The sequence below is a fragment of the Rothia nasimurium genome (genome assembly GCF_928391935.1).
GTDB lineage: Bacteria > Actinomycetota > Actinomycetes > Actinomycetales > Micrococcaceae > Rothia > Rothia nasimurium_D.
On the sequence record NZ_CAKMTD010000006.1, the window covers coordinates 17,173 to 31,966 of the forward strand.

Sequence of the window (14,794 nt, forward strand, 5' to 3'; positions counted from 1 at the left end):
AGGTTTCACCTGCTCACCTAGACTGTTTCTGGTTCAATCGGCTGGGTGGTGTGGAAGAATTCAATGCCCCTGTCAACCAGTTCTGCAGTTGTATCTACCAGCCCGTCAAGGGGCAGGCGGCCAAGCCCTGCAACATCCACCAGGTTCTGCAGGTGATGCTCGGTGGTAGCTTCGTAGACGGTGATTCCGCTGGTGTTGTGCGGGGCAGGTGGCGGTTCGTTACTCGGTGGGAGGGTAATCCGGGGGTTGTGGATTTCTACCCCAAAGATGTTGGTTCCTTCTGCTTGTTGATCGATCCATTCATCCACTGGGTTAATGAAGTCTTCTTCGAGGCCCCCCATGAGGTCGTCGATATCCTGGAGGAAGTTGGCGGGGTTGACGTTGGTGCTGTCGATGAGTGGGGCAATCGGCGTTCCCAGCTGCTGGCCGCTTGCGTTCACGAAGTTAGCCACACCAGCAATCCCCATCATGGCTTGTTCTGACCGTGTGATAGTGGGTTTCTGGGTTGTTCCGGCGAATACGAAGACGTCTTTCACCTCGTATCCTCCGAAAGCGTCCACGAGTTCAGGGACAGGACGGTGGGTGGCGGCGTCCAGGGCGGCCATGTCGGCGTATTCCTGGGCCCCGTGAGAACCTGCGCCCTCAGGTTTGCGGGTCAGGGTGTGTGAACGTGTTGGCCGGTAGTCTTTCCGGTCTGGGGAGAGGGAGGGGACGAAGTCCCCCTCGTATCGCATATCAAGGTGGATGAGGCCGTCCTTGGGTTTGATGTGGTCGATGGGGCTTCCCTGGGTGCCCAAGAATTTAAGCCGGTACCGACTATTGAAGGCGGTGTTCGCTGCCAGGGTCGTGGCGACGATTCCCCCTTGGCTAAAGCCCATGAGGGAGACGTTTGCACCGTCAGGGGCGCCAGCGGCTTTGAGGGCTTCATCGACCTGTTGCATCATGGCGGTGTACTGTTCAGGCGGAAGGTCTGGGGAGTCCCCTGCTGCGCTGTTGCTGAAGGTCCCTCCCCAGGAGTTGGTTCCCCCGCGAAACTGCTGTAGCGGGTCCCAGGTTTCACTGCCGGGCAGGAGGTCCCCGTCAGTGCCGGGTATCGTCACAAGGTACTGGGTTTCGCCGGTTTCAGGGTTGTGGAGGGTTTGCACCAGTACGTGGTCCCATTCCCCTTGAAAGTTCCCTGCTGTATGCAGGTCGTCTGCCCGGTTCTCTATCTGGCTCATGGCAAGGAGGTGGTCTGCCATGTCTTGGTAGGTTAGGGGCACCTGGGTAGGGAGCGGGTGGGGCGTGGAGGTCGGTATGCTCCTGCCCGGTTCGAGATGGTCAATCACTGGTTGAGGGCTGACTATGTGCGATACATCGCGAGTGGCCCGCAGGCGTCCTGTTATCCCCAACTGGGCTGACGCCTGGTTCAGTGCGCCCGTTGCGTCCTTCATCAGCTTTTGCCCCTGGGGGTTGTGTCGCAGGTACTCCCTTGAGGCCTTAGGCGTTGCGTCCACGAGCACCTTGCCCTTGTAGACCATAAAAGCCAGGGTTCCAGTGACGTACCCGAAGGCTGATTCGTAACCAGCCTGGGCTGCCCGACCCGCAGCGGTCTTCGTCAGCTCGGTGTGGTGCAGGAGGCTGACCGCGAAGGCTTCTGCCGCCTCGTAGTTTTCGGCTGAGCGACGCACGCCGTCCGCGAGCTTCTGCATGGTAGCCACCAGCCCCCACAGGGCGGTGCCGCTCGCCCCGAGAGTGGCGGCGGCTGTTGCCCCGTGGCCACTCATATCTAAGGACGCCAGCAGCCCCACCTGGGTGGTAAGGGCAAGGAGGCGCTGGCTAGCGGACTCATAGCGGTCAGCCACTCCGCGCAAGCCACCAGCTATTGAATGCAGCTCAGAGAACTCAACCGAGATCCGGCCACCCAGCCCAAGGCCTGCCCGAGACATCAGAGAATCAGCAACAACACCAATAGCCATAGTTACCTCCCCAGGCTCATCAGAACGCCACCAGCACGAGCAAGCAAGGGATGAGAGGCCGCCGAGTCCAAGGCTCCCCTCAGGGCAGGAAGACCAGCCCTTTCAGCGTGGCCCAGAAAATCGTCCATCAGGTCTTCAATAGCCCCAAGACCAGCCAGCGCCGTATCAACGGCAGCCCCAGCTGCCCCAATTGAAGCAGCAACTATTTCTAACTCAGCAGCGACCATCTCACCGGCAACCCGTACCTGGGTAGCGGCCTCAGCAAGCTCCTGCCCAAGGTGCTGGCCAGCATAATGCTCTACATCAAGGGCAACCCTAAAGGCCTGGCCCGCACTCGACTCCCAATGGACCTGCCCCACCCGGAGAGCCTCAGCGGCAGCGTCCTGAACAGCGCGGGATTCAAGCTCCACCTCACCTGCCAACTGAACAGACCACTCACGAACCCGCCCAGCCAGGCCCAAAGCCTCAGACCTAGCCCCCGAAGCAACCTCACTACCCAAGCCAGCCCTGCCGGCAGCAGACGCGATGTCATACAAAGAAACCAAGATGCGGCCCTCCTGATGTATTCACAACACATAACGGTGCCCCCACCTTAGGCAAGCCCATCCACCAGGCACCAGGGGCCGCCAGACCTGTGGATAAGCCTCCACTCTCCCCACCAGCGAAAACGTCGATACCAGCCCAAAACTGGTGAATCTACAGAACCAATATGACGCCTTCAAGGCGTAGCGCATTCCATCAATCCCAGAAAACGTGCGCTCCCACACGCGAACATGAGAAACTAGAGGCATGTCTCACCGCGAAAATTGCACCACCTTGCCCTCTGGCCGTCACTCCCTCACCGGCGCTGGTCTAGCCCTTGGCGCCCTCGACGGACGCTACAAGGCCGCCACCGAACCCCTGGTCGACTACCTCTCAGAGGCAGCCCTCAACCGCGACCGCATCCACGTTGAGGTTGAATGGTTCATCTACCTCTGCGACCACCGGGTCCTGCCCGGTCTTGAGCCCCTGACCGACGAGCAGCGTGCCGGTCTACGCGCCATCGTCACCGACTTCACCGAAGAATCTGCCGCCGAGCTGGCAGAAATTGAAGCCGTCACCGTCCACGATGTGAAGGCCGTAGAATACTTCATCGCCCGCCGCCTCGAACCCCTGGGCCTGGGCCACCTCAAGCCCCTGGTCCACTTCGGCTGCACCAGTGAAGACATCAACAACCTCTCCTACGCCCTGGGCATCAAGGATGCCGTCACCAACGTCTGGCTGCCCGCCGCCCGTGGCCTGGTTGAGCAGATCATGAAGCTGGCCGAAGAGGCCCGCGACGTACCCATGCTTTCTCGCACCCACGGCCAGCCCGCCACCCCCTCAACCCTGGGCAAGGAACTGGCCGTTTTCGCCTACCGCCTCAACCGCCAGATCAAGCACGTTGAAAACGCCGAGTTCCTGGGCAAGATTAACGGTGCAACCGGCACCTACTCCGCCCACGTCGTCTCTGTTCCCACCGCCGACTGGCAGAAGATTTCAGAAGAGTTCGTCACCGGCCTGGGCCTGGACTGGAACCCCCTGACCACCCAGATCGAAAACCACGACTGGCAGGCTGAGCTCTACTCCTCCATCGCCCACTTCAACCAGGTGCTGCACAACCTCTGCACCGACGTATGGAGCTACATCTCTATCCGCTTCTTCCGCCAGATTCCCGTTGCGGGCGCCACCGGTTCATCCACCATGCCCCACAAGGTCAACCCCATCCGCTTCGAGAACGCCGAGGCCAACCTCGAAATCTCCAACGCCCTCTTCAACACCCTGGGCTCAACCCTGGTGCAGTCCCGCTGGCAGCGCGACCTGACCGACTCCTCCTCCCAGCGCAACATCGGCGTCGCCTTCGGCCACTCCGTGCTGGCTATCTCTAACGTGGTCAAGGGCCTGGAGCGCCTGGACATCGCCACCGACGTCATCGCCCAAGACCTGGACGAGAACTGGGAGGTCCTGGCCGAGGCTATCCAGATGGTCATGCGCGCCGAAGCAATCGCAGGCGTCCCCGGCATGGAAGACCCCTACGAGCGTCTCAAGGAGCTGACCCGCGGCCACCGCGTCGACGCCGCCCGCCTCAAGGAGTTCGTCGCTGAGCTCGGCCTCAGCGCGGACGCCGAAGCCCGGCTTTCCGAGCTCACCCCGGCAACCTACATCGGCCTGGCACCCTCCCTGCTGGAGCACGCCACCCGCTAGGCCAGTAGCGCCTCAGCGCCACCTGCTAAGCCCCCACCCCAGGGATAAAACACCACCTGCCACCCGGTAGGCCCCTAGGGTCGGGGGCTTTAGCGCACCCTGCCCCAACATCTCCCGGCCCCACCCCGCAAGGTTCCCTAGAATAGACTCATGACCGACGCCCCCACCCCCGACCAGAACCGCACCCCGGCCCCGCAGCCGCCCCTGGCCGTCCGCCGTCTACGCAAACTCCAGACCCGCAACGCCCAGGCAAGCCCTGCCGACCTCGCAGAACGCCTAGGGGCCATCTTCGTCCGCGACTTCACCCTCGTAGGATCAGCCCAGGCCGGAGCCCAAGAGCTCACTCCCGACCTCGTCGGCACCGTCACCCGCAACCGCCGCGTCGCCGGCCTCACCCAGGCCGCCACCCACCTCGGGGCCCTCCAACAGGGCATAGCCACCTACAACCGCGCCGCCACCACCGGCATCAACACCACCGCCCACGTCGGCAGCGCCCAAGCCATCAAAACCTACCTGCACGGAATCACCCTCATCTACGGGATCCTCGCTGCCACCAGCGACGACGCCGCCACCGCCGTCCTGGGTACGGACGTCAACGACCTCCTAGCCCACATCAACACCACCCGCCCAGAGGCCAGCCGGGGCCAGCAGATGAACGTCCTCGGGGCAGTTGCCGCCATTGGCCTGCGTAACCCCCAAACCCTGCTCCTCGTCAAAGCCGGGGAACAGCTCGTCAAGGCCGGTGGGGCCGTTCTGGCTAGCCAGAAAATCCGCCGGGACTTCGCCCAACAGCTCATCGAACAGGTACGCACCACCCTGGGAGAACCCCCTGCCCAGCTACCTGACTCCACCCTGGCCCTGCTGGCCAGTATCGCTCAGGACGCCGCAGCCCCAGCAGACACGGCAGGGGGCGACACCCCCGCACTCGACACGGACCTGCTCGAACTCACCGACGCCGAAATCAGCGCCATCGACGCCCCCGAACCGGTAGAAGCCAGCACCCTAGAGGCCCCCGCCCCCGTCGCCCCACCGGCAGAAGTCCGGGCCAGCACCGCCGACGAGCTCGCAGCCGCCAACGGGGCAACCGCCAAGGGTGCCCGCCTGGCCGCCCGGGCCTTCGTCCGCGCCCGCTCCCGCTTCAAGGGTTAAAGAAAAAAGGGACCAGAAAAAATCTGATCCCTAGAGAGCAGGAGACGGGAAGGCATCATCCCCTGCGGGCAAGGTCCGGCTAGGAGTTAAAGGGCTGGGCGCAAGCGGCCATAGTGCCCTCAGTGTAACCCTTGGTAAACCAGCTCACGCGCTGCTCAGAGGAGCCGTGCGTCCACAGGTCAGGGTTGACCTCCTGGCCAGCAGAACGCTGGATCGCGTCGTCACCAATAGCGCGGGCCGTATCAATAGCCTGCTGAATCTGGCTCTCGGTCAGAGGATCCAGCAGGGCATTCTCGCCCTTATCAGCACGGGAAGCCCACACACCGGCGTAGCAGTCAGCCTGCACCTCAACCTGCACAGCCCCCGAATCAGCGCCCGGATCCTGGTAGTTGGAATACTTGAGAGTACCCATAATCTGCTGAATATGGTGGGCGAACTCGTGGGCGGTCACATACATGACCGCAAAATCGCCGTTCGACCCACCCATAGCCTTGAGCTGGTCAAAGAAAGGAACCGACATATACACGGTTTCGTCGCCCGGGCAGTAGAAGGGGCCAGTCTGGGAGATATTGGCACTACCGCACCCGGTTGACACCTGCCCCTCAGCGATCACAAGCCCGGGGGCCCGGTACTGGTCACCAGCCTCTGCCGGGAGCATGTCCGTCCAAACCCTGTCCAGGCTGACGCCAGTCGCCAAGATTCGGCAGTCGTCGTAACGGTTGGCGTCCTCGTAGGTCTGGCAGTGGTCAAAGCTACCGGTGCCGGTCACCTGCTGCTGCTCACTCTCACTACCGTAGATAGAGGTTGAGCCGCCGGTCAGGCCGCCCAGGCCGCCGTTCATGAAGAACATAATGCCCGCCACCATGAGTATGCCGGGCAGGCCGAAACGACGGCCGACCTTGCTCATCAGCAGCATAAGCAGCGGGTTGGTGCCGCCCCGGTTGCCACCATAGCCACCAGAAGCGCCTGATCCGCCGGAGGAACCACGCTGCGAGTAATTGTTATCAAGATTTTCGTTGAAGCTCACGGACTCAGCATACTGGGTAAAAGCTGGTAGAAGCCTCAGTAACAAGCAAAACGCGGGGCGTGGGTTTCAGCACCCCACACCCCGCGCCCTACCGCACAAGTTTTAGTTCTCCAGCTCCCCTGCGAGCGCCTGCCCGCCGTCATGCTGGGAAGCGGGGGCAGGGGCGTCCGGCCCCTTAAACTTGGGGGCCCGGTCCAGGTTGAGCTCGTCAGGGAAGACGGCGGGCAGGGCCCCAAAAGTCTCTTCGACGGATTTGACCACGTTCTTGCCCAGGGCCAGGTTGGCGCCGCCACCGACGACAGCACCTACGCCGAAGGGCAGGGCGCGTCCCAGCAGGGCGCCGGACTGGCGGGTCAAGAAGCGTTTGATAAACATATTGCGGATGGTACGTTCGATGCTGAAGACCTTGCCGGAGTCTTTGGAACCCATCATCATGCCCCACTTGCGGGAGACACTGCCGGTTTTGCCGGTGTGGGCCAGGATCGAGTTCATGAGCACGGAGCCGTCCTCGCCCAGCATGATGGCCATGACCATGAGGCGGGCTTTGTCGGGGTCTTCGACGTGGACGCCGTGCAGCTCAGCCATAGCCTGCGCGTAGATAGCGGTGCGCTCCAGGTAGCCGCCGACCGCCAGGGCGGATAGGCCGACGGACGCCGCAGTACCCAGACCGGGCACGAAAGCGGTTGCGCCCACGGCGCCGCCACCAACGGTTACATCGCGCAGGTAGGCTTTTTCGAGGCGCTTGGCGATCTGGGCGGGAGTCTCGTGGGGGTGCTTCTCCCGCATCTTCTTGAGCATGGAAACAATCAGGGGACGCTGAACCTTCAGCACGGTATCAACAGTGCGGGTCACTGCGGGTTTAGGCTGACCGTTAGCGTCAAAGGCGCTGGATGCGTTGAAGTCGAACATGGTCTCTAGTTTACCGGCTACCAGCTGTAAACACAGTGTGCTTGCTATTGTGTACGCCGTGGGCGTGACGGCCCGGTGGGCCTGACTGCCCCATCTTCTAGCACCTGAACCGCCCCTGTTTGTGACGGCCCTTTGGCGGCCTGAATCAGCAAAGGGGCCAATACTTTGCATAATGGTTCTGCACCCCTGATCTCTTCCAGGAAGAAAAACCCATGCCTGCACTCACCTCCCGACTCTCTGGTTCTGATAAGACCACCGGCGTCCTCTTGGTCATCGGATCCTGCATCTCCCTGCAGGTGGGGGCAGCTTTTGCGGTGCAGCTCTTCCCCCAGCTGGGGGCCTGGGGCGTCACCACCTTGCGGTTGGGGGTAGCGGCCCTGGTCATTTGCGCCCTGGCGCGTCCTCTTTTTTGGCGGTGGACGCCCGCCCAGTGGGTTTCCGTCGTCCTGTTGGGGGCTTCTTTTGCCGGGATGAACGGGGCTTTCTACCATGCCATTGAGCTGCTGCCCCTGGGGTTGGCGGTTGCTGTTGAGTTTGTGGGCCCGCTGGTGCTGGCGGCGGTGCTGTCCCGCCGTTTAATCGACGGGCTCTGGATTGGCATGGCCGCTATTGGCATGGCCCTCATCGGGGTAGAAAAGGCTTTCGGGGCCGAGCATATCTCTACCCTGGGCCTGGTCTTTGCCCTGGTCGCAGGCTTTTTCTGGGCCTGTTACATTCTGGCTAGCTCCCGCGTTGGCAGGCTGATTGACGGGGCGGGTGGCCTGGGTGCCGCCCTGGTCATCGCCACCCTGCTCACCCTGCCTTTCGGTGGGGCCGGGGCGGCGCAGGCTTTTGCCGACCCGGGCGTCCTGGCCCTGGCGGTAGGGACGGGCCTGCTGGCGTCCGTCGTGCCCTACAGCTTTGAGCTGGCGGCCCTGCGCCGCCTGCCCAACAATGTCTTCTCTATTCTTCTGAGCCTGGAACCCGGCATTGCGGCGATCGGTGGCTGGCTACTGCTTTCCCAAGACACCGGGGCCCTGCGCTGGGCGGCGATCCTGCTGCTGACGGTAGCCTCCATGGGCATCACCGTCACCTCACGCCCTCAGCGGGCAGCGGGCGAACCCGCTCCCGTCACCAGCACGATTGCTCAGGTAGACGCGCCCTAGCCTAGCTTCCCCAGGAGCTCCACCAGCTCGTTAGTACCCAGAGCGGACGCCGGGTGTGGCCCGGCACCGACCAGGCGGGTGGCGGCGTCCTGGGTGAGCGCCACGTGCGAACCCACCAGAATGAGGTTGCCCGCGTGGCGTCCGCTCAGCATGGTGGTGTCGGCCAGGCACCAGACGTGCTCAAAGACATCGAGTAGGGTGCGGGCCTGGGCAACGAAGAAGCTCAGCCCGGCGTCGTCCCCCACGTTGACCGCCAGCAGGCCTCCCGCGCTATCGCCGTTTGCAGAAGCCAGGGAATCGCGCAGGTCGGTGTAAAACTCGGCGGTGGTCAGGTGGGGCGGGGCCTCCCAGCCCGAGAAAATATCGAGGACGACCACATCCAGACCGCCCGGGGCACCCAGCTCATCCCTCAGTCGGGGAGCTGCCGCGGCGGCGTCCTCAATCAAAATTGTGCAGTTAGTACCCTCTGGCAGGGGTAGCTGCTCCATCACAAAACCGGGCAGCTCCCGCTCGATGTCAACAGCCAGCTGGGCTGAGCCGGGCCGGGTGGCCTGAATATAGCGCACCAGGGTCAGGGCACCAGCCCCCAGGTGGGCGGCGGTGATGGGTGCCCCGGGCTCAGCCTGAAGGTCAACCAGGTTGCCGATACGGCGCAGGTACTCGTAGAAGATGAAGTCGGGGTGGGCTAAATCCACGTGGGACTGCTCCGCCCCACCAATTTCAAGAATACGGCCGGTCTCAGAGAAGCCGTCAGGAGCAACAGAGGCGCTCAGGCCAGAGAAGGACAGCTGAATAGTGCGTGACATGCTCTCTAGCCTAGCGCCTGTTACCTAGTGCAGGTGCCGCAGGTCTTCATCGGCGGCCAGGGAACGCGGCTCCATCTGGAAGGTGGAGTGCTTAATAGAAACCTCAAAATGCTCGGCCACACAGCTTTGCAGGTTCTTAAGGATCTCAACAGAGTGGCCGGTGGTGAAGCACTCGTCATCCAGCACGATGTGGGCGGTGAGCACGGGCAGGTCGGAGGAAATCTGGGTGGCGTGCAGGTCGTGCACGGCAACCACGTGGGGCTGGCCTTCGAGGTGGCGGCGTACCTCATCAAGGTCGAGCCCGCGCGGGGTTGATTCCAACAGAACCGAGGCGGTTTCGCGGAAGAGCTTGACGGTGCGCGGGATAATCAGCAGACCGATGAGCACAGCCACCAGGGCGTCGGCCTGGTAGAAGCCGGTACGCCAGATAATGAGGGCCGAGATAATAACCGCCACCGACCCCAGGGCGTCGTTGAGCACTTCCAGGAAAGCGGCCCGCATGTTGAAGTTGGTGCGGTCGCCGCCCACCAGCACCACAATCATCACGATGTTGCCCACCAGGCCAATGACGCCGAAAATCAGCACTTCGCGGCCGGGTATGGGGGCAGGTTCAAGCAGGCGCTGCACCGCCTCGTAGAGCACAAAGAGCCCGACCCCGAGCAACACGGCGGCCTGGAACATGGCTGAGAGCACCTCAACCCGACGGAACCCCCAGGTGTGGCGCGAGGACGCCGGCAGGCGGGCCAGGCGCGCGGCGGCCAGGGCAACGCTCAGCCCCAGGGCATCGGTGAAGACGTGGACCGTATCAAAGAGCAGGGCCAGGGAACCGGTCAGCCAGGCCCCAACCAGCTGGAAGGCAACCAGTGACCAGGCAATAACCACCACGATGATGAGGCGGCGCTCGTTAGCCCCGCTGCCGTGGGAATGCCCGTGGGCATGGCTGTGGGAGTGGCCGTGCGAGTGGCCCATGGTGCGCCCTCCTAGTAGATGCCGAACCCCTTATAGGAGCCAACCGGCTGGGTGATATCAGAGTCAACATGATCAACCCTACCAGCGGTATCGCCGCCGGTTAGTTCGGCAAGGAGCTGCTCACAGGCGTCCGCGCTGCCCTGGGCAACGATCTCAACCGACCCGTCGTCCATGTTTTTGGCGTAGCCCACCAGCCCCAGGGGCTTAGCGATACCGGCTACCCACCAGCGGAAACCCACGCCCTGCACGTGCCCGTAGGCGGTGGCCATGAGCTGGGCCTCGGCCGGTTCGGCGGGGGCTTTATCGGTGAAAATATCAAAGAAACCCATGTCAGGTGCTCTTTCTCTAGTAGTCCAGCTTGGCGTTGCGTAGTACGGGCAGGGCGGAGCGGGCGCGGTCTACCTCAGAGAGGTCAAGGTCAACCACCAGAATTTCGGGGGCTTCACCGGCCTCAGCCAGGGTCACGCCGAAGGGGGAAACTACCCGGGAGTAGCCCACCCCGGTTGGCTGGGTAATATCTGCCCGCGGGTCAGCGCTGGTAGGCGATGCCTGATCAACAGCCAACACAAACATATTGGAATCTAGGGCACGAGCGCTGGTCAGAATCTGCCACTGGCTCACCTTGCCCTCTCCCCCAGCCCAGGACGCCGCCACCACCGTCGCCTTCGCCCCGGCGCGGGAGTAGTCGGCAAAGAGCTTGGGGAAACGCACGTCGTAGCAGGTAGCCAGACCAATTTTGGTGCCGTCCACGGTGACGGTCACCAGCTGCTCACCGGCCTTGACCCCCTCAGATTCTTTAAACCCAAAGGCGTCGTAGAGGTGCATCTTGGTGTAGACGGTCTCTACCCCGTTCTGGTCGAAGCAGTAGAGGTTGTTGTAGACCCGCAGGTTCCATTCGTCAGCTAGCTGCACCGGGGCGAAACCACCGGCCACCACCGTCACATAATGCTCCCGGGCCAACTCAGCCAGAGCAGTGCGGAAGGTCAGCTCATGCTGGGCCGCATCGTCATACAGCCGACCACCAAAACTAAGCATGGCAGCCTCGGGAAAGACCACCAGGCGGGCACCGCGCTCTGCCGCAAGCGCCGTGTATTCACGAATCGTCTCAATATTGCGGGCAACGTCTTTGGTACTGAGCATCTGGGCGAGAGCAATCTTCATACCTTCAACTCTAAAGGGCACAACGGACGGTGGCCAGACGCCCACCCCACCCACAGCCAACAAAAAACTTCACCTGCAAAGTCACAGACCATGCAGGTGAAGTTCTCACGCTCCTCTTGACAAGCGCCTACAGGCCAGCTGCCTGCTTAAAAGCAGCCACCATATCGGCAGTGCTCGTAGACGAGTCCACATTCTCAAGTTTGGTGCCCTCCACCACGAAACTGGGGGTGCCCTTCACACCTGCGGCGACGCCGTCCTGGTACTCCTGCTCAATCAGGGCCAGGGCTTCACTGCTCGGCAGATCCTGCTCGAAGCGGGCACGGTCCAGGCCCAGCGCCTCGGCATAGTCACCCATGAGGGTGGCGAACTGGGCGGTGTCGGTGATTTCCTTCCAGTCGGCCTGGTGGGTGTAGAGGTGGTCAGCCATAGCCACATAAGCCCCCTGGGCCTCAGCCGCCTGCACCGACTGGGCAGCAGGCACCGCATTAGCGTGCATCGGCAACGGGAAATGACGCACCGTCACATTCATGATGCCCTCCAACTCCGCCGCAGCCTCCCGGTACTTAGGATCAGCCTTAGCGCAATAAGGGCACTGCAAATCGGTGTAAAGGGTCACCGTAGGAGCCCCATCCGTCACCGCATTAAGCTGGTAGCCAGCCGCCGTCCGCAGGCCAACCACCGCCGCGTCCTGCCCAGACGCCGACGGGGACGCACTTGCCGACGGGGACGAGGACGGAGACGAGGACGACGAGGACGAGGTCGTCCCACCCCCACACGCCACCAAACCCAACACAGGCAAAGCAAACACAACAGAACGACGGGACACAGCTCGCACAGCGCACTCCTCACAACAACAAGAACAGATACCCCCACCCTACGCCCCTCCCAACCCCACTCCCAGGCACACACCGTCACCAAGACCCACCCACCCCACCCCGCCCCACATGAGATACCACACAAACACACGGCCCGCCACCGCATAAGCCCACCCAAAGGAATAAACTCAGAAGTAAACCTACGGCAGCGCAACAGCTCCGTAACCCACAAAAACACAGCCACCAAGGATGTAGACCCAGATGACCAACGGCATGTACATTTCAGCGATGAACCAGGGCTCCGGCAAGTCCCTCATCGCCATCGGCCTCATTGACTCCCTCCTCAAAGAAACCGACCGCGTCGGCTTCTTCCGCCCCGTCTTCACCGGCGAAATTGAGTCCCAAGACCCCCTCATCCGTCTGCTCCGCACCAAATACAACCTCGCCGACTCCCAAGTACGAGGCGGCGTCTCCCTCGACCGCTGCCGCGAACTCCTCGCCTCCGGCGACCACGAAGAAATGTCTTCCATCGCCGTCTCCGTCTACTCCGACATGGCCAAGCACTGCGACGCCATCATCGTCGACGGCACCGACCTGCTCTCCCACAACGCAGCCACCGTCGAATTCGACCTCAACGCCCAATTCGCCAAAGACCTCGGCACCCCCGTCGTAGCCGTCGTCGGCGCCCAAGAATCCACCGTCTCCGACGTCGTCAACGCCGTCGACGTCGCCCGCACCGAACTCCACGGCGCCAAAGTCGACGTCCTCGCCGTCATGGTCAACCGCGCCCGCCCCGAACTACGCGAAGAAATCCTCAAGAACGTCAAACGCGGCCCCTCCAACCGCCCCGTCTACGTCCTCCCCGAACTCCCCGAAATCTCCCTGCCCACCGTCGCCGAAGTTGTCTACAACCTCGGCCTCAACCACGAAGGCATGAGCCAGGACTTCCTCGACCGCGACATCCACGACATCAAAATCGCGGCCATGACCGTCTCCAACTTCCTCTCCCAGTTCACCGACGGCGACTTCGTCATCGTCCCCGGCGACCGCTCCGACATCATGGTCGCAACCCTCGCGTCCGCCCTCTCCCCCACCTTCCCTGCCCCCTCCGGCATGCTGCTCACCGGCGGCCTCGCCGCAGAACTCAAGGGCGACACCGCCATCGGCCAACTCGTCGAAAAGGCCCCCTTCCCCGTCTTCTCCACCCAGCTCGACACCTTCAAAGCCGGCCGAGCCGTCTCCATGGTGCGCGGCCAGCTCGCCCTCGGCCAGCCCCGCAAAATCGCAACCGCCCTCGGCGAATGGTTCCGCAACGTCGACGAAAAAGAACTCTTCGAACGCCTCGAACTCGAACGCCCCGCAACCATGACCCCCCTGCGCTTCCTGCACAACCTCATCGAAAAGGCCCGCAGCGACCGCCGCTCCATCGTCCTGCCCGAAGGCTACGACCCCCGCATCCTACGCGCCGCCTCCATCATCGTCCGCCGCGACTTCTGCGACCTCACCCTCATCGGCAACCCCGAAAAAATCGCAGAAATCTGCCAGCGCGAATCCATCGACCTACCCATCGCAGAAGACGGCAAGCGCGGCGTCACCATCATCGACCTCGACAACAACGAATACACCGAAGACTTCGCAACCACCTACGCCGAACTACGCGCCCACAAGGGCATGACCCTCGAAGGCGCCCAAAACCGCATGATGGACCCCTCCTACTTCGGCACCATGCTCGTCCACAAGGGCATCGTCGACGGCATGGTCTCCGGCGCCGTCAACACCACCGCCAACACCATCCGCCCCTCCCTCGAATTCATCAAAACCCGCGAAGGCGTCAAGGTCGTCTCCTCCGTCTTCCTCATGCTCATGGAAGACCGCGTGCTCGTCTTCGGCGACTGCGCCGTCAACCCCAACCCCAACTCCGAGCAGCTCGCCGACATCGCCAAAGCCTCAGCAGAGACCGCCCGCCAGTTCGGCGTCGACCCCAAGGTCGCCATGCTCTCCTACTCCACCGGCACCTCCGGCTCCGGCGCCGACGTCGACATCGTCATCGAAGCCACCGAAAAACTACGCGAATCCAACCCCGACTTCGCCTTCGAAGGCCCCATCCAGTTCGACGCCGCCTCCAACATGTCCATCGCCTCCTCCAAGCTCCCCGGCTCAGAGGTCGCAGGCCAGGCAACCGTGTTCATCTTCCCCGACCTGAACACCGGCAACAACACCTACAAGGCTGTGCAGCAGACCTCCGGCGCTGTAGCCGTCGGCCCCGTCCTGCAGGGCCTCCGCAAGCCCGTCAATGACCTCTCCCGCGGCGCCACCGTCGATGACATCATCAACACCGTGGCTATCACCGCAATTCAGGCACAGACCCTGTAAGGAGGAGCCGATACGGGGCAAGGGAAGCGGAGTTCGCTCCGCTCACCACACCCCATTCGCAGCTTCCCAAGTCACCGCACGCGGTGACCCAGCTGCTCACCAGGCCCAAACCCTGTAATAGGACGCGCGGGGTTGGGTTGGCGGAACCGGGTACGTCCCCTCCGCCGCGAACCTTGGGGGCACAGCGGACTCCCCTGCGGCGACTAACCTTCTCGAGCTCGCCCTGGAGGGCTCGCTCGATTCATGCCAGACCCAGCCA

14 protein-coding genes are annotated in these 14,794 nt (G+C 62.8%); 4 read left to right on the forward strand and 10 right to left on the reverse strand.

The genetic code is table 11. The features are described from left to right. Positions 1-17 precede the first annotated feature (17 nt). Together L7A15_RS07375 and L7A15_RS07380 are read right to left on the reverse strand one after the other, a co-directional pair. Positions 18-1,958 (reverse strand): hypothetical protein, encoded by a 1,941-nt coding sequence (locus L7A15_RS07375; protein WP_237209026.1) that lies wholly within the window; start codon positions 1,956-1,958, stop codon positions 18-20. Positions 1,959-1,960: 2 nt separating this feature from the next. Continuing rightward, complete coding sequence (locus L7A15_RS07380) at positions 1,961-2,503, reverse strand: hypothetical protein (RefSeq protein ID WP_237209027.1); 543 nt, start codon at positions 2,501-2,503, stop codon at positions 1,961-1,963. Between the two features lie 244 nt (positions 2,504-2,747). On the opposite strand from L7A15_RS07380, the gene purB reads away from it, so the two are divergent. Both purB and L7A15_RS07390 read left to right on the forward strand, forming a co-directional pair. Continuing rightward, positions 2,748-4,181: an adenylosuccinate lyase gene (purB, locus tag L7A15_RS07385; RefSeq protein ID WP_237189364.1), complete on the forward strand. Its 1,434-nt coding sequence runs from the start codon at positions 2,748-2,750 to the stop codon at positions 4,179-4,181. Positions 4,182-4,331: 150 nt separating this feature from the next. Then, a complete protein-coding gene (locus L7A15_RS07390; protein WP_237209028.1) occupies positions 4,332-5,330 on the forward strand; it encodes a hypothetical protein in 999 nt (332 codons plus the stop codon). Positions 5,331-5,409: 79 nt separating this feature from the next. Here L7A15_RS07390 and ypfJ read toward each other — a convergent pair whose 3' ends face one another. Continuing rightward, complete coding sequence (ypfJ, locus tag L7A15_RS07395; protein WP_237209029.1) at positions 5,410-6,357, reverse strand: KPN_02809 family neutral zinc metallopeptidase; 948 nt, start codon at positions 6,355-6,357, stop codon at positions 5,410-5,412. 102 nt (positions 6,358-6,459) lie between these two features. Beyond that, positions 6,460-7,266, reverse strand: a complete 807-nt coding sequence (locus L7A15_RS07400) for a di- and tripeptidase (RefSeq protein WP_237209030.1) — start codon at positions 7,264-7,266, stop codon at positions 6,460-6,462. 212 nt (positions 7,267-7,478) lie between these two features. On the opposite strand from L7A15_RS07400, the gene L7A15_RS07405 reads away from it, so the two are divergent. Continuing rightward, the gene (locus L7A15_RS07405) at positions 7,479-8,411 is read left to right on the forward strand and encodes an EamA family transporter (protein WP_237209031.1); all 933 of its coding nucleotides are present in this window, start codon (positions 7,479-7,481) and stop codon (positions 8,409-8,411) included. Here the strand turns inward: L7A15_RS07405 and L7A15_RS07410 are convergent. From L7A15_RS07410 to L7A15_RS10680, 6 genes are all read right to left on the reverse strand, one after another. Beyond that, on the reverse strand, positions 8,408-9,217 hold the full coding sequence (locus L7A15_RS07410) for a spermidine synthase (RefSeq protein ID WP_237209032.1): 810 nt from the start codon (positions 9,215-9,217) through the stop codon (positions 8,408-8,410). The genes L7A15_RS07405 and L7A15_RS07410 overlap by 4 nt on opposite strands. A gap of 24 nt (positions 9,218-9,241) precedes the next feature. Then, complete coding sequence (locus tag L7A15_RS07415) at positions 9,242-10,186, reverse strand: cation diffusion facilitator family transporter (protein ID WP_237209033.1); 945 nt, start codon at positions 10,184-10,186, stop codon at positions 9,242-9,244. 11 nt (positions 10,187-10,197) lie between these two features. Continuing rightward, positions 10,198-10,515: an acylphosphatase gene (locus L7A15_RS07420; RefSeq protein ID WP_237186760.1), complete on the reverse strand. Its 318-nt coding sequence runs from the start codon at positions 10,513-10,515 to the stop codon at positions 10,198-10,200. A gap of 16 nt (positions 10,516-10,531) precedes the next feature. Then, positions 10,532-11,347, reverse strand: coding sequence for a carbon-nitrogen hydrolase family protein (locus L7A15_RS07425; RefSeq protein WP_237209034.1), 816 nt, complete (start codon positions 11,345-11,347; stop codon positions 10,532-10,534). A 127-nt stretch (positions 11,348-11,474) separates the two neighbouring features. Further along, positions 11,475-11,963, reverse strand: coding sequence for a DsbA family protein (locus L7A15_RS07430; protein ID WP_237209035.1), 489 nt, complete (start codon positions 11,961-11,963; stop codon positions 11,475-11,477). A 25-nt stretch (positions 11,964-11,988) separates the two neighbouring features. Then, a complete protein-coding gene (locus L7A15_RS10680) occupies positions 11,989-12,123 on the reverse strand; it encodes a hypothetical protein (RefSeq protein ID WP_272878723.1) in 135 nt (44 codons plus the stop codon). A 300-nt stretch (positions 12,124-12,423) separates the two neighbouring features. Between L7A15_RS10680 and pta the strand changes: the two genes are divergently transcribed. Beyond that, complete coding sequence (gene pta / locus L7A15_RS07435; protein ID WP_237208506.1) at positions 12,424-14,535, forward strand: phosphate acetyltransferase; 2,112 nt, start codon at positions 12,424-12,426, stop codon at positions 14,533-14,535. The last annotated feature ends 259 nt before the right edge of the window (positions 14,536-14,794 follow it).